The organism is Pseudomonas sp. LBUM1674, assembly GCF_059695635.1.
The window spans coordinates 5,522,926-5,546,510 of record NZ_CP166779.1 but is presented as its reverse complement, the minus strand read 5'-3'; the positions used below and the strand labels follow the sequence as shown (position 1 = coordinate 5,546,510).

Genomic DNA, 23,585 nt, shown 5'->3' with positions numbered 1-23,585 from the left:
CAGAACTGTCATCAACATCGACTAGCCTCAGCAGGCCAATCCCCCCGAGCCACCACCATGTTCAAAGGCTTGTCCCTGCTGTTCCTGCTGCTCAGCCTCCCTGCCCACGCCGAAAACTGGCCTGCCAAGCAGTGGACAACCGGCCCGACAGTCACCGGTCCGGCGCTTCAAGCCCTGGAAAACTACGCCTTCCCACCCCGCAACGACACCACCCGCCAAGGCATCCGCACCGATGCCTTGCTGGTGATCCGCGACGGTCAACTGATCTACGAACGCTACGCCGGCCCGACTACCGCCGATACCCCGCACCTGACCTGGTCCATCAGCAAAAGCCTGATGGCCACGGTCCTCGGCGTGGCCTATGGCGAAGGCCTGTTCAAGCTCCAGGACCCGGTGTTGAAGTTTTATCCGGCGATGGAACAGCACCCGACGATGACCATGGCTGACCTGCTGCACTGGGCATCGGGCCTGGATTGGCAGGAAGATTACGAATACGCACCGTTGAAGTCCTCGGTGGTGGCCATGCTTTACACCCGTGGCCACCACGATATGGCCGCGTTCACCACTGGCCACAACGAGTACGCCAAGCCCGGGCACGCCTTCCGTTACTCCAGTGGTGATACCAATCTGCTGTCGGCGGCGCTGAAAACCATCGTCGGTCCGACCCGGTACCCGGACTATCCCTGGACCGCGCTGTTCGACCCCTTGGGGATCGAACACGCCGTCTGGGAAACCGACGCCAGCGGTACCTTCGTTGCCTCGTCCTATGCCTACCTCACCGCCCGGGATCTGGCGCGAGTCGGCCTGCTGATGGCTCGCGACGGTCGTTGGGGCGAGCGACAAATGCTGCCCAAAGATTGGGTCGCGTTCAACCGCGAACCTTTCGCCCGCTATCAAGCCAACCAGGACGAAGCAGTGCCCGGCGGCCATTGGTGGCTCAATCGCGCTATGGACGGCGCCGCAAAACCCTGGCCCGCCGCCCCCGCCGACACGTTCGCTGCACTGGGTCATTGGGGACAGGCGATGTACGTGATTCCCGGCGAAAACCTGGTGATCGTGCGCTACGGCGATGATCGCGACGGTAGCTATCGACACAACGAATTGCTCAAACTCGCGCTCAAGGCATTTGCCGCGAAGGTACAGCCATGAACCGCCACGGTTTTGTTCGTCGCCGACCCTTCAGCACGTTGTGGTTGATCATGTTGATCGTCTTGCTCGGCTGGACCTGGCAGGAGCGCGTGGCGCTGTGGGCGTTCCCGGACATCATCAGCGCCTACACCGCCAAGGAGTATTGCTCATGCCGGTACGTGATGGATAACGACGCCGGGTATTGCGATGGCTATGTGAAGCAGTGGCTGCCCACCAGCAGGTTTACCAATGATGCGGCGAGCAAGCGTGTAACGGTCAGCGGCATGGGGCGCAGCCACAGCGCGGTGTGGGTTGGTGAGCGGCAGGGTTGTCGGTTGATGCCTTGAACAGATGGTTTTTGTAGGGGCATGGCTTGCCGGCGATGGCGGCTTAACTCCCAACGAAGATGTTGACTGTTATGGCCCCTTCGCTGCCAAGCCAGCTCCTACAGGGGCGATCTTTGGATCTTCGCGGTTTGCAACACGCCCGCGGCCAGTTAAGGTTCGCTCAGGTTTATCTGCCCATGAGTCTCTATGTTCAACCGCCCCCTTGCCAAAACCTTCGCCTTCCTGCTGCTGGCCGGCACTACATTGTCAGCCCAGGCCAATTGGTACCTGGACGGCGAATCCTCGCGGCTGTCGTTCATCAGCACCAAAAACGCCAACATTTCCGAAGTGCAACGCTTTCTGGTACTGCATGGCAAGGTCAGTCCCACGGGCCTGGCCGAGGTGGAAGTCGAGCTGGAGTCGGTGAATAGCGGCATTCCCTTGCGCGACGAACGCATGCGCAAGGAGCTGTTCCAGGTCCAGACATTCCCCGAAGCGTTGATCACCACGCAAATCGATCTGCGCCCGATCAACGACCTCGCGCCCGGTGCGCAACTGGAATTGCGCTTGCCGTTGACTGTCGACCTGCATGGCAAGCAACACCAATACAACGCCGAACTGCTGGCGACCCGCCTCGATGATCGACGCTTTCAGGTCGTGACCCTCGAACCGCTGGTGATCAACGCCGAAGATTTCGACCTGGCACCTGGCCTGGAAAGCTTGCGCAAGGTCGCCGGCTTGTCGGCCATCAGTCTGTCGGTGCCGGTGGGTGCGGTACTGATTTTCACGGCGCGCTGACATGGCCGGTGCAATTTTCCCCTGGCGTGAAGGCAATGCTTTTGAACTGCTGATCGACGGCCCGCAGTTCTTTCCACGGATGCTGGTCGCGATTGCCCGCGCCGAAGAACAGGTGGAGCTGGAGCTGTACCTGGTGGAGGCGGGCGCCTGTGCCGAGGCCATGGTCCAGGCGCTGGTCCAGGCCGCCGAGCGCGGTGTGCGGGTCCGTTGCCTGTTTGACGATTACGGCAGTCTGGCGTTCACGCTGACCATGCGACAGCGGCTGATAACCGCGGGTGTCGAGCTGCGATTCTACAATCGCCTGAGCTGGCGACGCTGGGTGGGCAATTTCTACCGCGATCACCGCAAGCTGTTGCTGATCGACCAGTGTCTGGCGGTGGTCGGCGGCACGGGCGTCACCGATGAATTCTGGACGCCGGGTGAAGACACCAGCGAATGGCACGAAGTGATGGTGGAAATCATGGGGCCGCTGGTCAGCGACTGGCAGTTGCTGTTCGATCGCCAATGGATCGCCAACCGTCATCGCCGCGCCTGGAAACCGGCGTCGAACTTCGGCTTGCCGCGCCTGCCGCGAGTGCCGGCCATGGGCGAGGGCATGGGCCGGGTCGCTTATGCCGACGCCCGTCAGCACCGGGACATCCTGCAATCGCTGATTCGCGCACTGAACAGTGGCCAGCGGCGGATCTGGCTGGCGACGCCGTATTTCTTGCCGACCTGGAAAGTCCGTCGCTCGCTGCGCCGGGCGGCCTCCCGCGGCATCGATGTGCGCCTGCTGCTGACCGGGCCGCGCACCGATCACCCATCGGTGCGCTACGCCGGACATCGCTACTACCCGCGATTGCTCAAGTCCGGGGTGAAAATCTTCGAATACCAGCCATGTTTCCTGCACCTGAAAATGGTGCTGGTCGACGACTGGGTGAGTATCGGCTCGTGCAACTTCGATCACTGGAATCTGCGTTTCAACCTGGAAGCCAACCTTGAAGCGCTGGATGCAGGGCTGACGCGTGCGGTGGCGGCGAGTTTCGAGAAGGACTTTGCCCTGAGCCAGGAGGTCAGCCTGGAGGCGTGGCAACGCCGGCCGTTGTGGCGGCGGGTGAAACAGAGGGTGTGGGGATGGGTGGATCGGCTGGTGGTGAATCTGCTGGATCGGCGGGGCTGAACCCAATTGGCGCAACGCCCTAAACCACTGTGGGAGCGAGCTTGCTCGCGATGGCGGTGTAACAGTCAACATAGATGTTGGATGTTATGGCCTCATCGCGAGCAAGCTCGCTCCCACAGGTTTTTGTGGCGTATGACTAACTACAGCAACTCGAAACTCTGCTGCGTCACGTCCTGGGAATCCAGGCCGATCTGCACATTGAACTTGCCCGGTTCCACCACGTACTTGAGCTGGGCGTTGAAGAACTTCAGATCGTCTTCGGTGATGGTGAAGTGCACGACTTTTTGTTCACCGGCCTTGAGCATGATTTTCTGGAAGTTCTTCAGTTCCTTGACCGGTCGGATCATCGAGCCGGTCTCGTCCTGGATGTACAACTGCACCACGGTTTCGCCGTCGCGCTTGCCGCTGTTTTTCACCATGACGCTGGCATCGAGCTTGCCGGTCTTGTTCAGCGTGGTCGACGACAAGGCCATATCGGTCAGGCTGAAACTGGTATAGCTCAGACCGAAGCCGAACGGGAACAGGGGGCCTGTGGTGTCATCGAAATACTGCGAGGTGTAGTTGCCCGGTTTGCCCGGCGTGAACGGCCGGCCAATGCTCAGGTGATTGTAGTAGGTCGGAATCTGACCTACCGAGCGAGGGAAGGTGATCGGCAATTTGCCCGACGGGTTGTAGTCGCCAAACAGCACGTCTGCGATGGCGTTGCCGCCTTCGGTACCGCTGAACCAGGTTTCCAGGATCGCGTCAGCCTGTTCCTTCTCTTCGAGAATCGACAGCGGGCGGCCGTTCATCAATACCAATACCAGCGGTTTGCCGGTGGCTTTCAATGCCTTGATCAACTCGCGCTGGTTGACCGGAATATTCAGGTCGGTACGGCTCGACGATTCGTGGGACATGCCACGGGATTCGCCCACGGCTGCCACCACCACATCGGCCTCCCTGGCGGCTTTCACGGCCTCGTCGATCAGCACTTGGGCTGCGCGCGGGTCGTCCACCACTTCCGGGGCATCGAAGTTGAGGAAGTTCAGGTAATCAAGGACTTTCCTGTCGCTGGTGATGTTGGCGCCACGGGCGTAGATCAGCGTCGATTGCGCACCCAGCGCGTTGGTCATGCCATCGAACAGGGTGACCGATTGAGCCGGCCGGCCAGCCGCGGCCCAACTGCCCATCATGTCGATCGGTGCCTTGGCCAGCGGGCCGACCAGGGCGATTTTCGCGGTTTTCTTCAGCGGCAGGGTTTCACCCTGGTTCTTCAGCAACACCAGGCTGCGGCGCGCGACATCGCGGGCCTCGGCGCGGTGCAGGCGGCTGTCGGCGTAGGTGTCGGCCGGGTCATCCTCAGCCTTGCCGATGCGCAGGTAGGGGGCCTTGAACAAGCCCATGTCGTATTTGGCGTCCAGCACGGCACGCACGGCATTGTCGATGTCGCTTTGCTGGATCTCGCCGGCTTTCAGCAGTCCTGGCAGTTCCTTGCCATAGAGCGTGTCGTTCATGCTCATGTGGATACCGGCCTTGATCGCCAGCTTCGCGGCTTCGCGACCGTCACGGGCGACGCCGTGCTTGATCAGCTCGAAAATCGCCCCGTGGTCGCTGACCGCCAGGCCCTTGAAGCCCCATTGCTTGCGCAACAGGTCATTCATCAGCCAGGTGTCGGCGGTGGCCGGCACGCCGTTGATCGAGTTCAGCGCAACCATCACTCCGCCGGCACCGGCGTCAATCGCCGCGCGGTACGGCGGCAGGTAGTCCTGGTACATCTTGACCGGGCTCATGTCGACGATGTTGTAGTCGCGACCGCCCTCGACCGCGCCGTACAAGGCAAAGTGCTTGACGCTGGCCATGATGCTGTCGGCCGCGTTCGCGCCACTGCCCTGCAAAGCCCTGACCATGACGCCGGCGATGCGTGACACCAGGTAAGTGTCTTCGCCGAAGCCTTCGGATGTACGACCCCAGCGTGGGTCGCGGGAAATATCGACCATCGGCGCAAACGTGATGTCGAGGCTGTCCGCCGCGGCTTCCCTGGCGGCGACGCGCCCGGACAAACCGATGGCGTCCATGTCCCAGCTCGAGGCCAGAGCCAGCGGGATCGGGAAAATGGTGCGGTGGCCGTGGATCACGTCATAGGCGAAGAACATCGGGATCTTCAACCGGCTGCGCATGGCCGCGTCCTGCATCGGACGGTTTTCCGGGCGGGTGATCGAGTTGAACGTGCCACCGATGTTGCCGGCGGCAATTTCCTTGCGGATCAGCTCCCGAGGCATTTCCGGGCCGATGCTGATCAGGCGCAACTGACCGATTTTTTCATCGAGGGTCATTTGCTTCATCAGGTTGCTGACGAAGGCGTCCTTGTTCTCCAGAGGTGCGGGCGTCGTGGCGGCCAATACGGTATGACTGGCCAGGCTGACGAACAGGCCCAGCAAACACAGCTTCTTCATGAATGGTTTTCTCTAAAGCCTAAACGGCAGTGAATACGCGCCGGTCAGCCAAAATTTAGGGAGCGACTATTGTTGTTCAGATAAATGCAGGCACACTTCGGTAGTGTTTTTTGCGCTGGGGCATCTTTTAGCCCATTGGCTCGATGCAATCCAGTGGCGGCGCAAATTATGCCCCAAGAGCCGTCTTCAAAGTTCGCAGGTTGTTTTTCAACGGAATGTGCAAGGGAGCGTCAACCAGATGAACGTACGACACCACTATCGGACCCGCCTGCAGCTGGCAGCCTTGATGTTGCTGAGCGCCTTGCTGGCCGGCTGCGGCATCAACAACATTCCGACCCTCGACGAACAGGCCAAGGCCGCCTGGGGCCAGGTGCAGAACCAGTACCAGCGCCGCGCCGACCTGATCCCCAACCTGGTGGAAACCGTCAAGGGCTACGCGCAGCATGAGCAGGAGACCCTGACCGCGGTGATCGAAGCCCGGGCCAAGGCGACTTCGATTCAGGTCGATGCCAGCACCCTGGACAACCCGGAGAAACTCAAGCAGTTCCAGCAGGCCCAGGATCAACTGACCGGTGCACTGAGCCGTTTGATGGTGGTCTCCGAGCGCTATCCGGACCTCAAGGCCAACCAGAACTTCCTCGCGTTGCAATCGCAGCTTGAAGGCACCGAGAACCGCATCGCCGTGGCGCGCCGGGATTTCATTCTGGCGGTGCAAAAGTACAACACCGAAATCCGCACCTTCCCCGGTCGCCTGTGGCACACGGTGATGTACAGCGATTTGCCGATCCGCGAAACATTTGAGGCTACTACGTCCAATGCGGAAAAAGCGCCTGAAGTGAAGTTCCAGTAAGCGTCGGTTCAGGTTAGGTGCGTCACCATGGATGAGGTTGCCAATGCGCGTGTTGAAAGTTGGCCTGGTGCTGTTGCTCTGGGTGTTGGCCCTGACGGCCCAGGCCGAATTGAAGTTCCCGGAGCTGACCGGGCGGGTGGTGGACAACGCCGGGATGATCGAGCCGTCGGTGCGCGAGCAGCTCACACAACAGCTCAACGCCCATGAAAAGGCCACCGGTGAGCAGCTGGTGGTGGTCACGCTGCCGGATTTGCAGGGCACTGACATCGCGGACTTCGGTTATCAGCTCGGGCGCCACTGGGGCATCGGCCAGAAGGACAAGAACAACGGCGCGCTGCTGATCGTCGCCCGCGATGAGCGCAGGTTGCGCATCGAAGTCGGTTATGGCCTGGAAGAGCGCCTGACCGATGCGCAGAGTTCGGTGATCATCAATCAGGTGATTACCCCAACCTTCAAGGCCGGCAACTTCAGTAAGGGCATCAGTGACGGGGTCGCGGCGATGCTGGTGGTGCTGGGGGGAAACCCGCTGGATGAGCCGTCCACGGTGTACGAGTCCCGAGGCGATCAGGAAAGCGACTTCGTTTCGCGGCATCCGGGGTTGCTGGTGTTTCTGGTGATGCTGTTCATCCTGACGCTGTTCGTCTGCCAGGTGCTCGGTATCCTGCCAAGCGGGGGCGGTGGCGGTCGAGGCAGCTCGGGCGGCGGGTTTGGCGGTGGCGGTTTTGGTGGCGGAGGCGGTGGGGGCTTCAGCGGCGGCGGGGGCAGTTTCGGGGGCGGCGGTTCGTCGGGCGGCTGGTGATGACGCTGGCGGTAAAAACATTAGCGAGCAGGCATTTTTAACATGGCATTACTGACCGAACACGAACAACGCAAAGTCGCCGAGGCGATTGCCCGGGTCGAGCGCGATACCGACGCCGAACTGGTGACAGTGCTCGCGGCCCGTGCCGACGACTATGCCTACATCCCGTTGCTCTGGGCCAGTCTGCTGGCGCTGGTGGTGCCGGGGGTCGTGCATTACCTGACCGGCTGGCTGACCCTGCACAGCCTGCTGCTGGTGCAATGGGTCGCCTTCATCGTGCTGTGCCTGGTGTTTCGAATGCCCAAAGTCACCACGCGCCTGATCCCGCGCTCGGTGCGTCACTGGCGCGCCTCGAACCTGGCCCGTCGGCAGTTTCTGGAGCAGAACCTGCACCACACCGTGGGCAGCACCGGCATGTTGATTTTCGTCTCCGAAGCCGAGCGCTATGTGGAAATCCTGGTGGATGAGGGCATTTCGCAGCGCCTGGGTAACGAGAACTGGGACGCGATTGTGACGGCGTTCACTCAGCAGGTGAAACAGGGGCAGACCTTGCAGGGGTTTGTCACCTGCGTCGAAGCCTGCGGCGAATTGCTCAAGGTGCATGTGCCGGTGACCCATGTGCGCAATGAATTGCCCAACCGGTTGGTGGTGCTGGGCTGAGGCCTGTGCAGGTCCGTTTGTGTAGCGCGCGATGCTACAACCCCGGCAAGTTGTCTGAGTGCAGGCCTGTCTTCAACATCTCTCTCTAACAGTGAGCGCCCGGTAACGGGTGTTCTGACATAGAGGGAGTTTTTGTCATGTCAACGCATCAACCGCTCGACTCTTTTGTTTGTGCAGTGCCCGGTGGCGGAGGACATTCTCCATCGGCCCGACTGACGGCGAAGGAGAAGCAAGCCCTGATCTGGTGCTACCAGGGGAAAACCTCCTGGGAGATCGCCATGATTCAGAATTGCTCGGTCTCCACGATCAACTTTCACTTCTCCAATATCCGCCGCAAGTTTGCCGTCAACTCGCGCAGTAGCGCTTTGCTCAAAGCCATTGAGGCAGGCGTCATTGTTATTGCAGAGATCGATACGCGAGGTGCCCATGAGCCTGACTGACTCGACCTACAACAGCCTCAGCGGGCTCATGCTGGGCCTGGGCATCGCGACGCTGCCCTCGATCGATGGCGAGGCGCTGTTCGGTGCGGCGCTGGGCGCATGGCTCGTCACGACGACCGGGAGCAATTTCAAGGCCTGGCAGCGTATCGGCTCCTGGTTGCTGTCGGCAGGCGTCGGCTATCTGTTTACCCCGGTTGCGTTGCGGCTGGCCCCATTCCTGACCGGGGGCGTGACGGCCTTTTTCTGCGCACTGATCGTCATCCCCATCAGCATCAAGCTGATGCAGTGGATTGACGGTGCCGGTATTGGCGACATCATTCGGCACCTGCGAGGGCGGGGATGATGGGGAATGAAATGATCGCTCTGGTCTTTGTCACCGGCGTGGCTCATTTGCTGAGCGCGTTCAGGCTTGCCTGTTATCAGCGTGACGAACAACATCATTGCTGGCGTGACGGACTATTGATCAGCCTGTGCGGAGGGGTGTTTTGCCTTGCCGGTATGGATGTACTGCTGACATTTGTCCCGGTGAGTCCATGGCATGCAGTGATGAGCGTTTTGTCATGCGCACTGATTATGCGCAGCAGCGGCAACATCATGCTGTTGTGGCATGCCTTGAAGTAACGGAATGTCGGCTTACAGGGACTTTATGTGTCGTTTGAATGTTGCAGTGCCGCGAGGGTAGAGGCCATTTCCGACAGTTTGAGTTCCATATCGCGCAGTCGCCATTTCTCTTCCAGTGCGTGTTGTATGGCGCAGCGATCATCTTCGCTGAGCAGTCGCCAGAGCGCGAGAATGGTGTTTTCCCGTGAGTTGCTTTCTTGAGTGTCACCGGGGGGCGCGGCCAGTGTATGGCGCAGGATGGGTCCTTCACCCAGCAGCAGCCAGTCGAGCGAGATGCCCCGCGTTTGCGCGATGTCTACGCATAATGAGTATGGTGTGCTGTCGCGTCCTTTCCAGCTGCTCAGTGTCTGAGGGCTGATCTGCAGCGCGGTTGATAACGAAGCATCGGTTTTTGTGCCTGTTATCAGCTTCAGACGAGTCAGGATATCTTGTGATTTTTTGCTACTCAATTTGAGCCTCTTCCTTTTGACACATGCATTTTGAGTGTCTAAATTACGCATATTGCGTACTTTTTTTCTTGTGAGTGATCAATCGTCAACTATGAATCAGAACACTACGATGTCGAAACTTCCTAATGGTATCAGGGTGATTTCCTACGAGCTTGACTCGTGCTTGATACGGAGCTGCCCATTGCACTTCCTTTTATCCGGCAGACGTTGTTCGCAAGACCGAGCCGGTGTGATCAATGTTTCAAGCAGTATTGCGTTTGATCATATTGATTGCCACCCGATCACCACCAGGAGTCAAGCATGAGTACTTACAAAATGGTGTGTCCGCACTGCTTGAACCGGATGCGCATTCGAACCAGCGAGGGCCGTCATATTTTCCTGCGGGTGGCGTATCTGCAATGTACGTCGGAGGCGTGCGGCTGGTCGGTTCGGGCCGAGTTCGAAATGACTCATGAGCTTTCGCCCAGTGGAATGCCCAATCCGGCCGTGCACCTGCCCTGCGCGGGGCCCGACCTGCGTCGCGCCGCCCGGCCAGTTACAGTGACGACCCCGTCGGCGGAAACGCCACTGGAGTCGTTGGCATGAAGGACGGCGATGAAAGCCAGGCATTGAATGAGGAGTTGCTGGGCATTGCCCAGGCATTTCTGGCCCGCCATGAGGGCGACGGATTGATCGATGATCAGGTGCTGTTCTGTCGTGCAGTGAAGCACCTGGAGAATGTCGATGTGCCAATGCATCTGGCGGAAAGACTGGTCAGCCATGCCTATGGAGTGCTCAAGTCCAGCCATGATCGCCGGCGTCTGGATGTCTCGGCCAGCTCCGAAACCGTCGCCGTGGTCACTGATCCGGCCAACGGCCTGACCTGGGCGGTGCCAGTGGGGTTGATCGTCAAGTACGTCATCAACTCGCCCACCAACCGTAAACTGCGGTTGGTGGAACCCTGAGGGTTCAGCGGGTCGGTTCAGGTCCTGGAGGCGTGGCCGGGACCTGCCGAGAAATAACCCCGTGCCGAAAACCCCTATCCCCCTTAAAATGCCGGTCATTCCCCGATTTTTCACGCCGAGACGTTTTTTACATGTCCGTTACCGCCAGCCTCACGCCGGATCATCACGCGCAGTTTATCGACCTGTTGGCGAGCAGTCTGAAGCAGAACGCTTTCATCAAGCTGGTGCTGGCCAAGTACGTTGGCACCGAGACAGAGCTGCAGCGGCTGATCATCAAGCAACTGACGGTCAAGGATCAGCCCTGCCTGTCGTTCGTCTACCGTTACAAGACCCGCGACATCACCAAGAACCTGGCGCTTGCCGAGGGCATCGCGACCATCGCCGGGTTGCTGCCGGCCTCGTTCAAAAATGCGCATTTGCTGGCGCTGACTGATGAAGCCCAGCTCGAATACAGCAAAAAGGGCAAGTCTTCGCTGTTCAAGAGCAAACCTCAGCAATTACGCGAAGTGCCGTCCGCCGAACACAACCGCGAAAAAAACCGCTTCCTCGACCTGAGCCGGCCCTTCCTCGCCGACCTCGGCGTGACCAACCGGCAGCATGAGCTGATCCCGGCGATGTCGCGCAAGTGGAAGCAGATCAACAAGTTCATCGAAGTCTTCAGCCATGCGTTGACCTCCTCGCCACTGGCGCTGGACAAGCCGGTACGGGTCGCGGATTTCGGTTCGGGCAAGGGTTATCTGACGTTCGCGATCCACGACTATCTGCGCAATACCATGAAAGCCGAAGGCGAGGTGACCGGGGTCGAGCTGCGTGAAGACATGGTCACCCTGTGCAACACCGCGGCTGCAAAGCTGGAACATCCGGGTCTGGTGTTCAAATGCGGTGATGTGCGCAGCGTCGCGCCGAGCGAACTGGACGTGATGATCGCGCTGCATGCCTGCGACATTGCTACCGACTATGCGATTCACACCGGCATTCGCTCCGGGGCCTCGATCATCATGTGTTCGCCGTGCTGCCACAAACAGATCCGCCTGCAGATCCAGAGCCCGGCGCTGCTCAAGCCGATGCTGCAATACGGTCTGCACCTGGGCCAACAGGCGGAAATGGTCACCGACAGTTTGCGCGCGTTGTTTCTGGAAGCCTGCGGCTACGAGACCAAGGTATTCGAGTTCATTTCACTGGAGCACACCAACAAGAACAAGATGATCCTGGCGGTCAAGCGCGCCGAACCGGTGGACCCGGCTCAGCTGTTGGTGAAGATTCAGGAACTGAAGGATTTCTACCACATCAGCGAACATTGCCTCGAGACCCTGCTGCGAGCCGATGGTTATTTGGTTTGAATTCCCGCCGGTAACGTGCCCGGTTGCGCCGGGCGCACCGCCGTCTTGCGGCCCAAAATCACCGTCACGATCACTCCGGCGGCAAACAGCCAGGTGATCGGCTCGATGTGTTCGCCGAAGAACAATGCCGAAAACGCGATGGTGAAGAAGATCTGCAACAGCTGGATCTGACTGACCCGGGCAATGCCGCCCATGGCCAGTCCGGCGTACCAGGCAAAGAAGCCGATGAATTGCGAGAACAGTGAGACGTATCCGAACGCCCACCAGGTCCTGGCCGAAATCGTGCCTTGATGTTGCAGCGCCAGGTACAGCACCGGTCCGATCAGCAGCGGTGTCGACAGCACCAGGGCCCAGCAGATCACCTGCCAGCCGCCCATCTCCTTGGCCAACCGACCACCTTCGGCATAACCCAGGCCACCCACGGCAATCGCCCCAAGCATCAGCAAATCACCGGCCTGAATGCTGCCGGCACCGCTGATCAGCGCATAACCGAGCACCAGCGCGCTGCCCAGGGCGGCGCAGGCCCAGAAGGCTTTCGACGGTCGTTCATGGGACAACCAGGCGGCATACAGCGCCACGCACAGCGGTTGCAGGCCGTTGACCAGCGCACCGTGGGACGCCGGCAAGGTTTGCATGGCCCAGGCCGAGAGTACCGGGAAGCCGAGGATCACCCCGGCAATCACCAGGCTCAGGCCTTTGACCTGTTTCCACGTTGGCCATTGTTCCCGGCGCCACAGCAACAGCATCGCCGCCGGGACCGCTGCGAACAGTGCACGACCCAGGCCGTTGAGCAACGGATGGAGTTCCTGCACGACGATCCGTGTGAAGGGCAGGGTAAGGCTGAAGATCACAACGCCGAGCAGGCCGAGGGCCATGCCGGTATTTTCGCGCGAGGACATGATGGCAACCGGAATTCAGGGTGGCGGGAAGGCCTTCATCTAGCCATAAACCATGGTGTCTGCGCTGTTACAGCTAGGCACAGAGTTAGGCGTACAGTTGGTGGTGATGCCCCCAACGTAGGAGCTGCCGAAGGCTGCGATCTTTTTATCAGCCGCACCACCAACCAATTCGTCTATCCCAAGATCAAGATCAACGTCAAAAGATCGCAGCCTTCGGCAGCTCCTACAGGTGATCGACGTAGTAGTCGGGTATTACCTGCCATACAGATAAAGGACTACCTTGAATACTCCTGCAGGCCCACATAACCCAGAGGAGTCTCCCCATGGCTGCCAAGAAAATCCTGATGCTGGTCGGCGATTACGTCGAAGACTACGAAGTGATGGTGCCCTTCCAGGCACTGCTGATGGTCGGCCACACGGTGCACGCCGTTTGCCCGGACAAAACCGCGGGCCAGACCGTGCGCACGGCGATCCATGACTTCGAAGGCGACCAGACCTACAGTGAAAAACCCGGCCACCTGTTTGCCCTGAACTTCGATTTTGCCAAGGTTGCCGAATCGGACTACGACGCGCTGCTGGTGCCGGGCGGTCGTGCGCCGGAGTACCTGCGCCTGAACGAAAAAGTCCTGGAGCTGGTGCGAGCGTTCGACAAGGCCGGCAAACCGATCGCGGCCGTGTGTCATGGCGCGCAATTGCTGGCGGCGGCGGGCATTCTGGAAGGTCGCGAGTGCAGCGCCTACCCGGCGTGTGCCCCGGAAGTGCGCCTGGCCGGTGGTACGTTCATCGATATCCCGGTGACGGAGGGTCACGTCCAAGGCAATCTGGCCACTGCCCCGGCCTGGCCGGCCCATCCGAGCTGGCTGGCCGGTTTCCTCGGATTGCTGGGCACCAAAATAACGCTGTAACGAGGGACCTGTGCATGTGCGAGCTCTACGTCAAAGCCGATCCGATTCTCTACGAATCGCGCTCGCGCTCGCTGCGTATCTGCGGGGTAGTCACCACCTTGCGCCTGGAGAATCAGTTCTGGGACATCCTCAGCGAAATCGCCGAGGTCGATGGCATGACCACCAATCAGTTAATCGCCAAGCTGTATGAAGAGGTGATGGATTATCGCGGTGAGGTGGTCAATTTCGCTTCGTTTTTGCGGGTGAGTTGTACGCGATACCTGAGCCAGCGACGGGTGCAGGCGCCGGAGTTGTCGGTGGTGCGGGCGGGGGTGAAGTAGGGTGGTTTTGCGGTACAGGCGACAAAAATCCTGGCCTGGTCTTTACTCTGAAGCGCACAACCTCTCAATCGCCAAGGAGAACGAGCATGTCCGGATGGTACGAAATGAGCAAAAGCAGCAGTGGCCAGTTCAGGTTTGTACTGAAGGCCGCCAATGCCGAAACCATTCTGACCAGCGAGCTGTACACCACCCGCGCCGCTGCCGACAAAGGCATCGCATCGGTTCAGTCCAACAGCCCGCTGGATGAACGCTACGAGAAAAAAACCACCAAGGATGGCCATCCTTACTTCAACCTCAAGGCCGGCAATCACGAGATCATTGGCAGCAGTGAGGCTTACTCCTCCGATGCCGCGATAGACAAAGGCATCGCCAGCGTGAAGGCCAACGGCCCGACCAAAGTGATCAAGGACAAGACCCTGCCGGTGCTCTAACCACATCCCCTGTAGGAGCTGGCTTGTCGGATCGCCGCACCGCAGCGAAGGCGGCGTATCAGGCGACATTAATGTTGGATCTGACGGCCTCTTCGCTGGCAAGCCAGCGCCTACAGATCAGCGCAAGGTGGTTAACAACCCCCGCAGCTGACTGCAACCAGCTTCACTCAACGCAAACACCGGCAACCGGGGATCGCCCACTTCCAGTCCGGTCGCGCGCAGACCGGCCTTGATAGTCGCCGGCAAGCCACCCTTGAGGATGAAGTCCAGCAGCGGCAGCTGGCGATAGAACAGTTCGCGCGCCTTGCCCAGATCATTGGCCAACACCGCTTCATACAAATCAAGATTGAGCTGCGGGATCAGGTTCGGCGCTGCTGTGCACCAGCCTTTCGCGCCAGCGGCAAAGGCTTCCAGCGCCAGCGGATTGCAGCCGTTGTAGAACGGCACCTGGCCTTCGCCCAGCCGTTGCAGTTGGTGCATGCGCTGGATGTCGCCGGTGCTCTCCTTGACCATGGTCACGTTGTCCACGGACTTGACGATGCGCAGGATCAGGTCCACCGACATGTCGGTGCCGCTGGTAGCCGGGTTGTTGTAGAGCATGATCGGCATACTGATGCTCTCACCGATGGCGCGGTAGTGAGCGAGGATTTCCGCTTCGCTGAGCTTCCAGTAGGACGTCGGCAGTACCATCACCACGTCGGCGCCGTGGGCCTCGGCAAAACGCGCTCGGCGCACCGCTTTGGCGGTGGTCAGGTCGGACACGCTGACAATGGTCGGTACCCGTTTGGCCACATGCTTGATACTGAATTCGCTGACCTGATCCCACTCCGCGTCGCTCAGGTAAGCGCCTTCGCCGGTGCTGCCGAGCGGTGCAATCGAGTGGACACCGCCGTCGATCAGGCGGTCGATGGAGCGCCCGAGCGCGTCAAGATCGATGCCTTCGCCATTGGCGGTGAACGGGGTGATGGTGTAGCCGATGATGCCGTGAATGCTTGGGGTCGACATGGCGACTCTCCTCTTGAAAATGTGTGGGTTCAGTTCAGGCAATCGGCGTGTTGGCGCAGGTTCTGCCGAGCGTAGTAGTTAAAGGCGGCGGCGTGGCGTTTGGGTCTGGAAATCCAGTCATGGGCTTCACGGCCCAGCTCCGGCAGGATCGGCTTGATGGTCCCGGCGCTCATCGCCAACAGTTGCAGCCTGGCGGCGCGCTCGATCAATTGCGCGATGACACAAGCCTCTTCGATAGTCGTACCCGTGGACAATTGGCCATGGTGCGAAAGCAGGATCGCCCGCTTGTCGCCCAGCGCCCCGGCAATCAGTTCACCTTCTTCATTGCCCACCGGCACACCTGGCCAGCCTTCGAGAAATGCGCAATCGTCGTAGAGCGGGCAGAGGTCCATGTGCGAAACCTGCAGCGGCACTTCGAGCATCGACAGCGCCGCGATGTGGGTCGGGTGCGTGTGAATGATGCAGTTCACATCCGGCCGGGCGCGGTATACCCAGCTGTGGAAACGGTTGGCCGGGTTGGGCATGCCATGGCCTTCAAGCACTTCCAGGTCTTCGTTGACCAGCAGCAGATTGCTGGCGCTGATCTCGTCGAAACCCAGGCCCAGTTGCTGAGTGTAATAGGTGCCCGGCTGCGGGCCGCGGGCAGTGATTTGCCCGGCCAGGCCGGAGTCGTGGCCATTCTCGAACAGAATACGGCAGGTCAGGGCCAGCTTTTGCCGGTCGGTCCACGTATTATCCGCCAGGGTATTTTGCATCTGTGTCAGCGCATGCTTGACCAGTTGCTCTTTGGGTAGTGCTAAGGTCTTGGTCATATCGGTGTCCTTTGGGTGGTTCAATGGACGTCGGGTTTGCCGTTCACTCGTATGAATGTAAATGACACAAACGAGACTATATGACACAAGGTGTCATTGACAAGGACACATCGTCGCCTTCTGACTGGATAAATCGCTCCATATGTCTATCCGTTTGAAATTACTTAGAAAAAAACTTGGCGTGACCCTGGAAGCCCTGGCTGAAAAGTCGGGTATGACCAAGAGTTATCTGTCGAAAGTCGAGCGCGGGCTGAATACCCCGTCGATCGCGGCCGCGCTGAAACTGGCCAAGGCGCTGAACGTGAAGGTCGAGGAATTGTTCGCCGAAGACCACGTCAGCCTCGACAGCTACAGCCTGGTGCGCAGTGCCGAACGCCAATCCCTGGGGGCCAATGACCAAAGCCCCGGTTACGCGGTGCTGGCCCATCAGGTCAGCGACCGCAGCCTGCTGCCGTTCATGATTTACCCGCCGATCGAGTTCGCCGACAAATCCTTCAAGGAACACCTTGGGGAAGAGTTTCTGTTCGTCCACGAAGGGCAGGTGGAAGTGGACTTCATGAACGAGCGGGTGCTGCTCGATCGCGGGGATGCGCTGCATTTCAATGCACAGAAGCCGCACCGGATTCGGTCAGTGGGCGAGGTTCAGGCGCAGTTGCTGGTGGTGGTGCATAGCGCTGAGGATTGAGTCGACTGGACTGACGCCATCGCGGGCAAGCCCGCTCCCACAAGGATTAGCAGTGCTCACATATTGTGTGGACACCTCAACCCTGTGGGAGCGGGCTTGCCCGCGATGGCGTCAGCCGACGCGCCGCTAAACTTCAACCGGTACAGTCAGCTTCGGGCTCCCCAAGGCATGCGTCTTGGAATCAAAAAACCGCAACTCAACCCCCGTCCCCTCAAACATCTTGGCGTAATGCCGCTTCTGATGCTGGATGAACGCCTTGCTGCGCGGATAGATCGAGATCGCCACTACCGTCGGTTTCGCCTGGCGCAACGCATGGATGATATGGCTGTCCTGCTCGCCCAAGGCATGACCAAAGATGCATAACCCATCGCCATGCCCCAGTAACTGGTCATAGCAGAACGACAGATAATCCGAGCTGCGGATGGTCTTGAGCTTGTCCTGCGCCGGACCTTCGTTGACGAACAGCGGCACGTCATCGAGCGTCTTGATCGTGTTGTTGATGGCGAACTTGCCGAGCAAGGTACCCTCGGTCGACATCAGCTTGCGTGCCGTGCCGTCCTGGTTGCGCACCAGATGCAGGCCACCGTGCAGGTACAGCAGGCGGGTTTTATCAGTCGCCGTGGCGCTCAGGTCGAAGCCTGGTTCCGCACCCTGGAACAGGTCGGTGATCGCCTCTGGCTGGTGCTGGATCGACCAGTAGTTGAGCAAGTCGTAGTTGGTGGTGAACACAGTCCGATAGCGGCCCAGTTCCTGATTGATCGTCGCCAGGGTTGAAGGCACCACCAGTCGCCATGGGATATGCACCGCGTGCACGCTGTTGATCAGCGCTTCCTTGATCGCGTAGTAACGATTGCGCGGTGCGGCGGAGCTCACGGCCAGGGCCTTGTTGACCCGACTGGTGGTTTTCAGCGCGCTGAGGACCTGTTCGAAGCTGCGCGTCTGCAGGGCGTCAAACACGCTCAGCTCGGACTGGCTCAGGGGTTTTTCTTCGACGGTGCGGGCGTTTTCGAACAGCGAGTCGTAGCCGAAGTCGTCCCACACCGCGCGGCTTGCGCCATTGCCCACCAGCAGGCCACTGAACGAGGCGGTGGCGCGCAAGGCGTTCCAGTCTTCAAGTTGGGCATCAACATCCTGGAAATCGGTCATTGCGGTCAAAGTCTCAAAGCAAAAAGTCTGATGGGCGGCGACTTTATCACGACCGGGACTTGAGCCAGATCAAGTTGCTGCGTGAGCGATGGGTCGATCCTGTGGGTCCCCGCTGGATCGGCACCGCCGAGACGGCCCCGATCCAGGAGAGTCGCTCATGAGCAGCACGTTTTTCATTCCCGCCGTGAACATCATGGGCATCGGTTGCCTCGACGAAGCCATGGATGCCATCGGCAAGTACGGCTTTCGCAAGGCTTTGATCGTCACCGACACCGGGCTGGCCAAGGCCGGCGTGGCGAAGATGATTGCCGGGAAACTGGCGATGCAGGACATCGATTCGGTGATCTTTGACGGCGCCAAGCCGAACCCGAGCATCGCCAACGTCGAGCTGGGCCTCGGACTGCTCAAGGAAAGCCGCTGTGATTTCGTGGTGTCCCTCGGTGGCGGCTCGCCCCATGACTGCGCCAAAGGCATCGCCTTGTGCGCGACCAACGGCGGGCAGATCCGCGACTATGAAGGCGTCGATCAGTCCACCCAACCGCAACTGCCGCTGATCGCCATCAACACCACCGCCGGCACCGCCAGCGAAATGACCCGCTTCTGCATCATCACCGACGAATCCCGGCACGTGAAAATGGCCATCGTCGACCGCAACGTCACGCCACTGCTGTCGGTCAACGACCCAGCACTGATGGTCGCCATGCCCAAAGGCCTGACCGCGGCCACCGGCATGGACGCGCTGACCCATGCGATCGAAGCCTACGTCTCCACCGCCGCCAACCCGATCACCGATGCCTGCGCACTCAAGGCCATCACCTTGATCAGCAACAACCTGCGCCTGGCCGTACGCGACGGCAGCGACCTGGTGGCACGGGAAAACATGGCGTATGCACAGTTCCTCGCCGGCATGGCGTTCAACAATGCTTCCCTGGGTTACGTCCACGCCATGGCTCATCAGCTGGGCGGGTTCTACGACTTGCCTCATGGTGTGTGCAACGCCGTGCTGCTGCCTCATGTGCAAAGCTTCAACGCGCAGGTGTGCGCCGATCGCCTGGCCGATGTTGCCGTGGCAATGGGCGCCGACACCCATGGATTCAGCCCGGAAAAGGGTGCTCAAGCAGCCATCGCGGCAATCCGCAGCCTGTCCAGGGACGTGGAGATTCCCGCCGGTTTGCGTGAACTCGGTGCCAAACTCAACGACATCCCGCTCCTTGCCGCCAATGCCTTGAAAGATGCCTGTGGCCTGACCAATCCTCGGGTGGCGGATCAGCGGCAGATCGAGGAGATTTTCCGCAGCGCGTTCTAAATGGATTTACCCCTGGGCGCGAGCATCACGCAGAACATCGCGCCCACCGCGAGCAAGGTGCATAACAGCGACAGTGGCCAGGCCTGCGGACTGGCGATCAGGCTGGCGATTCCGCCGATGGCGGCAGCCATCAGTTGGTGAATGAAACCGCTCAACGCCATCGCATAAGCGCCGCCGACCGGCGAACCGGCGTTGGCCAGCGACAGGCTGATCGGGTAATTCAACGACTGGCCGAATACGGCAAGGCAATACGGCAGCCAGAACAGCAAGGCCACTGAAGTGCCCGCAATGCTCCCCAGCAACATCGCTGCGCTGCCAGCCAGCACCAGCCCTGCGCCAGCTGTCATCAGCCTGCGTTGACCGGTACGAAGCACAAAGGCATTGACCCCCAGCGCCCCCAGAAAATACGCCGCACTGATGGGCCAGCCCAACAACCCGTACTCGACGGCCGACCAATTGAACGGTCCTTGCAGAATCAGCGGCGCTGCCGTGTTGAACGCGATGATCACTCCGTAGCCGAGACCGCCGGCGAGGGCCGGCAACAGAAAGGCTCGATCACACAGAATGCGCCAGTAGCTAGGCCAGGCGGACGATCGAACGTTGTCCTCGGTCAGTATCGGGAAAGTAACTCGCACTACAACCCCCGCCATCAACAGGCTAGCACCACCCAACAGGTAGAAAATCGCTGACCAGCCCAGCGCAACTTGAATGATCGACCCCAGGTATTGACCGATCCCCAACGCCACCACGAAGGAAATAGAAATCCAGGACAACGCTTTGGCCAGCAGGTCACCGCGGAAACTGTCGCGGATCAGCACCCGCGCCATCACCGAAATCCCGCTGGCGCCGATCCCCTGAATCAGTCGCAACACCAGGAACGATTCAAGCGACTGGCTCAGTGGAAGCGCCAGATTGCCCGCTCCATAGATGCCGAGTGCGGCGAGCAACACGGGTTTTCGGCCAATGCGCTGGCCCAGGCTGCCCCAGAACAGCATCGGCAGGGCCATGCCGATCAGGTACACCGCCAGTCCCCATGAAAGCTGCGAGGCATCGGCGCCGAGACTTCGAGCCATCTCCGGCAGCGCGGGCAGATAAATGCTCATGCCCAATTGAGCGAGAAAAACTGTGCAGCAGGTGACGAGGAGGGTGGTGCTGCTATTCATGGAGTCTTCCCTGGATTTCAGTCGATGACGCTCCCGGCGCGTGTGTGTAAAAGCTTGATGACGAGTTCACAGAAGTGGCAGATAAGCGACGGATCCATATCGTCACGTAAAGTGATTCTGATGGCGGCGTTACCTTGTGCCACCACCGGAAAAAAGACTGCCGAAGTGAAAAATCCGAGGTTGGCCAGTTCGACGGCGATGCAGTTGGCCAGCGCCGCTTCACCGCAGTGAATCAGTCGAATCGCCGCTGGCGCCAAACGACTTGGCCAAGGACGCGACGATCAGGCAATGATCCTCAAGGGCATGCATCCTGGGTCGTACGAGGCCTGCGCCGAAAGTGCCAACGGCGGAAAGCGCGTGAGAGTCATCCAGATACAGAAACAGTCCGTAGCGGTCTTTCAGGTACAAAAGACTGTCCAGATCGGCAACTCCGCCCATGCTGTAAGCGCCGTCGGCAACATACGCGACCCTGGTCTCTTGCTGGCACTGTTTTTCAAGAAAATCCATATCGTTATGCGGACTTGTCACGACCTTGGTTTCGTCCGCACAGGCGGCTTTGATGTGATTCATCGAGTAATGCGCCAACCGGTCGAACACCATCACTGGCGGGCGGTTTTCGGTGAACACGCCGCTTGCCAGCAGTGGCAGCACTCCAGCACTCGCTGCACTGCATGACAACGTGCTGATGCAGTTGGTGCCGAATAACTCGGACAGCTCAGTTTCGTACTGTTCCAGACTCGCCAGTTTGCAGCGATTCTTTGAGTTGGCGACGCGAAGGGTACCGGTTTCCCACAACGTGGTGATGGCGCCGTGGAGCAGATCGGGATGGTGATCCAGGCCAAGGTAAGATGTGGTGCAAAAGTGATGAAACTCACGCCCGTATTGGTCAACCATTCGATTGGTATTTCTGATATCGACATTTAGTCCTGCGACTTTTCCGGCTTCAGCTGTTTCCCAGTCATGATCGGCGTCGAACCGAAGCCATCGAGCCCTCCATGCTGCAAAAAGCCTGATCCGCCGTCTCGACCTGATCACTCTCCAGCTGTTTGTCGCCGTCCATGAAGAAGGCACGTTGACTCGTGCCGCGACTCGCGAGGCGATTGCGGTGTCGGCGGCCGTCAAACACCAGGCTTCCGACTATGCGATAGAGAAATGGAAGCATCAGGCTCATTGAGCCTATTTCCACTCGTTCATACTAGGCGTTATGTAGTTTTTAAACTACAATTGCCCCTATGAAGACAATCAAACAAACGGCGACCTACATGACGTGGGAGCGCAAACTCAAAGACCAGCGAGCCAAAGCCGCAATCGCCGCGCGGATCTTTCGGTTAGCAAACGGTTTGTTGGGTGATGTGTCAGCGGTAGGGCAGGGCGTCAGCGAGTTACGGATTCACTACGGCCCCGGCTACCGCGTATATTTTCAGCAGCGAGGTGATGAGTTCGTTTTACTGTTGTGCGGCGGCGACAAAAACAGCCAAAGTCGTGATATTGAAGCGGCTAAAAAACTCGCCAGCGAGTGGAGGTCAGAATGAGCGAAAAAATTTACGACTACGACCCAGCAGCAGCCCTGGACGGCCCTGAAGCCATCGCCATCTTCATGGCGGATGCGTTTGAGACGGGTAATGCTGAATACATTGCTAAGGCAATGGGGGTTGTTGCCCGCGCCAAAGGCATGACCGAGCTGGCCCGCGAAACAGGCCTTTCCCGTGAGCAGCTTTATCGCTCCTTCAGCGAAGAAGGGAATCCCACGCTCAAAACCATGTTGGCCGTTATGCGAGCCCTCGGCATCGACATGACCGCTCGACCGCACGTATCCCCGCAGTAACCCATCCGACCACACCGCCGATGTCCCTCGGGTCAAGGGACGCGACTCCGGCTCGTCGCGACAGCGTTCACCGTCGTGACGAACGGAGTCCCTGCCGGCTCAGTCGAACAAGATATCGAGCTCTCTCATGCTGCAAAAAAGCCTGATCCGCCGTCTCGACCTGATCACTCTCCAGCTGTTTGTCGCCGTCCACGAAGAAGGTACGTTGACCCGTGCCGCGACCCGCGAGGCGATTGCGGTGTCGGCGGCCAGCAAGCGGTTGATGGAGCTGGAGGAGGCGCTGGGCATCAGCCTGTTCGTGCGCCAGGCCAAGGGCATGACCCTGACGCCGGCCGGCGAAACCCTGTTGCACCATGCGCGGCAGATGCTGTTCAACGTCGAGAAAATGGGGCTTGAGCTGGGCGAACACAGCCATGGGATTCGCGGCTATGTGCGGATGTTGGCCAACCTGTCGGCGATCATCCAGTTTCTGCCGGAGGAGCTGCGGGATTTTTCCGAGCGGCATCCCCAGGTCAAGACCGACCTTGAGGAGCGCCCCAGTGCCGGGGTGATTCAGGGGGTGCTCGATGGTGTGGCCGACCTGGGGATCTGCTCCAGTGACAGCGACGTCAAAGGCCTGCATAGCGTGCTGTATCGACAGGACAAGCTGGTGGTGCTGATGCTGCCTGATCATCCGTTGGCGAGCCGCTCCGCCCTGGCGTTTGCCGACACCCTGGACAGCGATTACGTCGGGCTGCACGCCGCCAGTTCGATCAACATGCGCACCCATGCCGCAGCGCGCAAGGCCGGCAAAGTGCTGCGGCTGCGGATTCATGTGCCGGGGTTTGACGCCATGTGCCGGATGGTCCAGGCCAATATGGGCATCGGCATTCTGCCGCACAAGGCTTACGAACTGTTTGGCCGGGCGTTGGGGTTGCACGCGGTGCCGTTGACGGATGACTGGTCGGATCGAGCGTTGATCCTGGTGGTGCGCGATGAAGCGTCGTTGTCGCCGGTGAGTCGGATGTTGTTTGAGCATTTGCGCGACCAGGTCTGATCATTCTCGATTGAATTTGCTGGCCTCATCGCGGGCAAGCCCGCTCCCACAGGGGATTTGTGAACGCCGCAGATCACTGTGGGAGCGGGCTTGCCCGCGATGGCGG

Annotated in this window: 28 protein-coding genes and 2 pseudogenes; 22 read left to right on the top strand and 8 right to left on the bottom strand. The window is 59.7% G+C overall.

Annotated features, from left to right (window positions below):
• Positions 1 to 57 precede the first annotated feature (57 nt).
• From ACA067_RS25495 to ACA067_RS25480, 4 genes are all read left to right on the top strand, one after another.
• The gene (locus tag ACA067_RS25495) at positions 58 to 1,149 is read left to right on the top strand and encodes a serine hydrolase domain-containing protein (RefSeq protein ID WP_497459039.1); all 1,092 of its coding nucleotides are present in this window, start codon (positions 58 to 60) and stop codon (positions 1,147 to 1,149) included.
• Entirely contained in the window at positions 1,146 to 1,475 is a 330-nt protein-coding gene (locus ACA067_RS25490; RefSeq protein WP_497459038.1) for an amidase, read from the top strand. The genes ACA067_RS25495 and ACA067_RS25490 overlap by 4 nt, the downstream gene beginning before the upstream one ends.
• 186 nt (positions 1,476 to 1,661) lie before the next feature.
• Positions 1,662 to 2,252, top strand: coding sequence for a YceI family protein (locus ACA067_RS25485; protein WP_497459037.1), 591 nt, complete (start codon positions 1,662 to 1,664; stop codon positions 2,250 to 2,252).
• 1 nt (position 2,253) lies between these two features.
• Positions 2,254 to 3,411 (top strand): phospholipase D-like domain-containing protein, encoded by a 1,158-nt coding sequence (locus ACA067_RS25480; protein ID WP_497459036.1) that lies wholly within the window; start codon positions 2,254 to 2,256, stop codon positions 3,409 to 3,411.
• 140 nt (positions 3,412 to 3,551) lie between these two features.
• Here the strand turns inward: ACA067_RS25480 and bglX are convergent, their stop codons facing one another.
• Positions 3,552 to 5,843, bottom strand: a complete 2,292-nt coding sequence (bglX, locus tag ACA067_RS25475; RefSeq protein ID WP_497459035.1) for a beta-glucosidase BglX — start codon at positions 5,841 to 5,843, stop codon at positions 3,552 to 3,554.
• Positions 5,844 to 6,081: 238 nt separating this feature from the next.
• Between bglX and ACA067_RS25470 the strand changes: the two genes are divergently transcribed.
• The 6 genes from ACA067_RS25470 (at position 6,082) to ACA067_RS25445 (ending at position 9,213) form a co-directional block, all read left to right on the top strand.
• Positions 6,082 to 6,693, top strand: coding sequence for a LemA family protein (locus ACA067_RS25470; protein ID WP_497459034.1), 612 nt, complete (start codon positions 6,082 to 6,084; stop codon positions 6,691 to 6,693).
• A gap of 43 nt (positions 6,694 to 6,736) precedes the next feature.
• The gene (locus ACA067_RS25465) at positions 6,737 to 7,492 is read left to right on the top strand and encodes a TPM domain-containing protein (RefSeq protein ID WP_497459033.1); all 756 of its coding nucleotides are present in this window, start codon (positions 6,737 to 6,739) and stop codon (positions 7,490 to 7,492) included.
• Between the two features lie 42 nt (positions 7,493 to 7,534).
• Positions 7,535 to 8,152, top strand: a complete 618-nt coding sequence (locus ACA067_RS25460; RefSeq protein WP_497459032.1) for a TPM domain-containing protein — start codon at positions 7,535 to 7,537, stop codon at positions 8,150 to 8,152.
• Positions 8,153 to 8,289: 137 nt separating this feature from the next.
• Positions 8,290 to 8,592: a helix-turn-helix transcriptional regulator gene (locus ACA067_RS25455; protein ID WP_497459031.1), complete on the top strand. Its 303-nt coding sequence runs from the start codon at positions 8,290 to 8,292 to the stop codon at positions 8,590 to 8,592.
• Complete coding sequence (locus tag ACA067_RS25450) at positions 8,579 to 8,935, top strand: putative holin (RefSeq protein ID WP_497459030.1); 357 nt, start codon at positions 8,579 to 8,581, stop codon at positions 8,933 to 8,935. Before ACA067_RS25455 ends, ACA067_RS25450 begins: the two co-directional genes overlap by 14 nt.
• An 11-nt stretch (positions 8,936 to 8,946) precedes the next feature.
• Positions 8,947 to 9,213: a phage holin family protein gene (locus ACA067_RS25445; protein WP_497459029.1), complete on the top strand. Its 267-nt coding sequence runs from the start codon at positions 8,947 to 8,949 to the stop codon at positions 9,211 to 9,213.
• Positions 9,214 to 9,236: 23 nt separating this feature from the next.
• Here ACA067_RS25445 and ACA067_RS25440 read toward each other — a convergent pair whose 3' ends face one another.
• Positions 9,237 to 9,662, bottom strand: a complete 426-nt coding sequence (locus ACA067_RS25440) for a helix-turn-helix domain-containing protein (RefSeq protein ID WP_497459028.1) — start codon at positions 9,660 to 9,662, stop codon at positions 9,237 to 9,239.
• Positions 9,663 to 9,962: 300 nt separating this feature from the next.
• On the opposite strand from ACA067_RS25440, the gene ACA067_RS25435 reads away from it, so the two are divergent.
• The 3 genes from ACA067_RS25435 (at position 9,963) to ACA067_RS25425 (ending at position 11,946) form a co-directional block, all read left to right on the top strand.
• Complete coding sequence (locus tag ACA067_RS25435) at positions 9,963 to 10,247, top strand: Ogr/Delta-like zinc finger protein (protein WP_497459027.1); 285 nt, start codon at positions 9,963 to 9,965, stop codon at positions 10,245 to 10,247.
• Positions 10,244 to 10,606: a hypothetical protein gene (locus ACA067_RS25430; protein WP_497459026.1), complete on the top strand. Its 363-nt coding sequence runs from the start codon at positions 10,244 to 10,246 to the stop codon at positions 10,604 to 10,606. Before ACA067_RS25435 ends, ACA067_RS25430 begins: the two co-directional genes overlap by 4 nt.
• Before the next feature lie 131 nt (positions 10,607 to 10,737).
• The gene (locus ACA067_RS25425) at positions 10,738 to 11,946 is read left to right on the top strand and encodes a class I SAM-dependent methyltransferase (protein WP_497459025.1); all 1,209 of its coding nucleotides are present in this window, start codon (positions 10,738 to 10,740) and stop codon (positions 11,944 to 11,946) included.
• Here ACA067_RS25425 and ACA067_RS25420 read toward each other — a convergent pair.
• The gene (locus tag ACA067_RS25420) at positions 11,934 to 12,845 is read right to left on the bottom strand and encodes a DMT family transporter (RefSeq protein WP_497459024.1); all 912 of its coding nucleotides are present in this window, start codon (positions 12,843 to 12,845) and stop codon (positions 11,934 to 11,936) included. The two genes, ACA067_RS25425 and ACA067_RS25420, sit on opposite strands and share 13 nt — an antisense overlap.
• A gap of 323 nt (positions 12,846 to 13,168) precedes the next feature.
• Here ACA067_RS25420 and ACA067_RS25415 point away from each other — a divergent pair, with 323 nt between their 5' ends.
• The 3 genes from ACA067_RS25415 to ACA067_RS25405 all read left to right on the top strand — a co-directional run bounded on the left by ACA067_RS25415 (position 13,169) and on the right by ACA067_RS25405 (position 14,501).
• Positions 13,169 to 13,750, top strand: a complete 582-nt coding sequence (locus tag ACA067_RS25415; protein WP_497459023.1) for a DJ-1/PfpI family protein — start codon at positions 13,169 to 13,171, stop codon at positions 13,748 to 13,750.
• A gap of 14 nt (positions 13,751 to 13,764) precedes the next feature.
• Positions 13,765 to 14,070 carry a ribbon-helix-helix domain-containing protein gene (locus ACA067_RS25410; protein WP_285430148.1) on the top strand — a complete coding sequence of 102 codons (306 nt, stop codon included), beginning with the start codon at positions 13,765 to 13,767 and terminating at the stop codon, positions 14,068 to 14,070.
• Positions 14,071 to 14,156: 86 nt separating this feature from the next.
• A complete protein-coding gene (locus ACA067_RS25405; RefSeq protein WP_307327489.1) occupies positions 14,157 to 14,501 on the top strand; it encodes a YegP family protein in 345 nt (114 codons plus the stop codon).
• Positions 14,502 to 14,618: 117 nt separating this feature from the next.
• On the opposite strand, the gene ACA067_RS25400 is transcribed toward ACA067_RS25405, so the two are convergent.
• Both ACA067_RS25400 and ACA067_RS25395 read right to left on the bottom strand, forming a co-directional pair.
• Positions 14,619 to 15,506 (bottom strand): dihydrodipicolinate synthase family protein, encoded by an 888-nt coding sequence (locus ACA067_RS25400; RefSeq protein ID WP_497459022.1) that lies wholly within the window; start codon positions 15,504 to 15,506, stop codon positions 14,619 to 14,621.
• A 29-nt stretch (positions 15,507 to 15,535) separates the two neighbouring features.
• Positions 15,536 to 16,318, bottom strand: a complete 783-nt coding sequence (locus ACA067_RS25395) for an aldolase (RefSeq protein ID WP_497459021.1) — start codon at positions 16,316 to 16,318, stop codon at positions 15,536 to 15,538.
• Between the two features lie 142 nt (positions 16,319 to 16,460).
• On the opposite strand from ACA067_RS25395, the gene ACA067_RS25390 reads away from it, so the two are divergent.
• Positions 16,461 to 17,003, top strand: a complete 543-nt coding sequence (locus ACA067_RS25390) for a helix-turn-helix domain-containing protein (RefSeq protein WP_497459020.1) — start codon at positions 16,461 to 16,463, stop codon at positions 17,001 to 17,003.
• 126 nt (positions 17,004 to 17,129) lie between these two features.
• Here ACA067_RS25390 and ACA067_RS25385 read toward each other — a convergent pair whose 3' ends face one another.
• Positions 17,130 to 18,149, bottom strand: coding sequence for a DUF4917 family protein (locus ACA067_RS25385; RefSeq protein ID WP_497459019.1), 1,020 nt, complete (start codon positions 18,147 to 18,149; stop codon positions 17,130 to 17,132).
• Between the two features lie 157 nt (positions 18,150 to 18,306).
• Between ACA067_RS25385 and yiaY the strand changes: the two genes are divergently transcribed.
• Positions 18,307 to 19,455, top strand: a complete 1,149-nt coding sequence (gene yiaY, locus ACA067_RS25380) for an L-threonine dehydrogenase (RefSeq protein ID WP_497459018.1) — start codon at positions 18,307 to 18,309, stop codon at positions 19,453 to 19,455.
• Here yiaY and ACA067_RS25375 read toward each other — a convergent pair.
• Both ACA067_RS25375 and ACA067_RS25370 read right to left on the bottom strand, forming a co-directional pair.
• Positions 19,452 to 20,618 carry an MFS transporter gene (locus ACA067_RS25375; RefSeq protein ID WP_497459017.1) on the bottom strand — a complete coding sequence of 389 codons (1,167 nt, stop codon included), beginning with the start codon at positions 20,616 to 20,618 and terminating at the stop codon, positions 19,452 to 19,454. The genes yiaY and ACA067_RS25375 overlap by 4 nt on opposite strands.
• Positions 20,619 to 20,635: 17 nt before the next feature.
• Positions 20,636 to 21,632: pseudogene (locus ACA067_RS25370) on the bottom strand (aminotransferase class I/II-fold pyridoxal phosphate-dependent enzyme).
• Here ACA067_RS25370 and ACA067_RS25365 point away from each other — a divergent pair.
• The 4 genes and pseudogenes from ACA067_RS25365 to ACA067_RS25350 form a co-directional block, all read left to right on the top strand.
• Positions 21,628 to 21,741: pseudogene (locus ACA067_RS25365) on the top strand (LysR family transcriptional regulator); the annotation flags it as partial. The pseudogenes ACA067_RS25370 and ACA067_RS25365 sit on opposite strands and share 5 nt — an antisense overlap.
• A gap of 109 nt (positions 21,742 to 21,850) precedes the next feature.
• The gene (locus ACA067_RS25360; RefSeq protein WP_497459016.1) at positions 21,851 to 22,150 is read left to right on the top strand and encodes a type II toxin-antitoxin system RelE/ParE family toxin; all 300 of its coding nucleotides are present in this window, start codon (positions 21,851 to 21,853) and stop codon (positions 22,148 to 22,150) included.
• Positions 22,147 to 22,443 (top strand): addiction module antidote protein, encoded by a 297-nt coding sequence (locus tag ACA067_RS25355; protein ID WP_497459015.1) that lies wholly within the window; start codon positions 22,147 to 22,149, stop codon positions 22,441 to 22,443. Before ACA067_RS25360 ends, ACA067_RS25355 begins: the two co-directional genes overlap by 4 nt.
• Before the next feature lie 127 nt (positions 22,444 to 22,570).
• Positions 22,571 to 23,479 (top strand): LysR family transcriptional regulator, encoded by a 909-nt coding sequence (locus ACA067_RS25350; RefSeq protein ID WP_497459014.1) that lies wholly within the window; start codon positions 22,571 to 22,573, stop codon positions 23,477 to 23,479.
• Positions 23,480 to 23,585 lie beyond the last annotated feature (106 nt).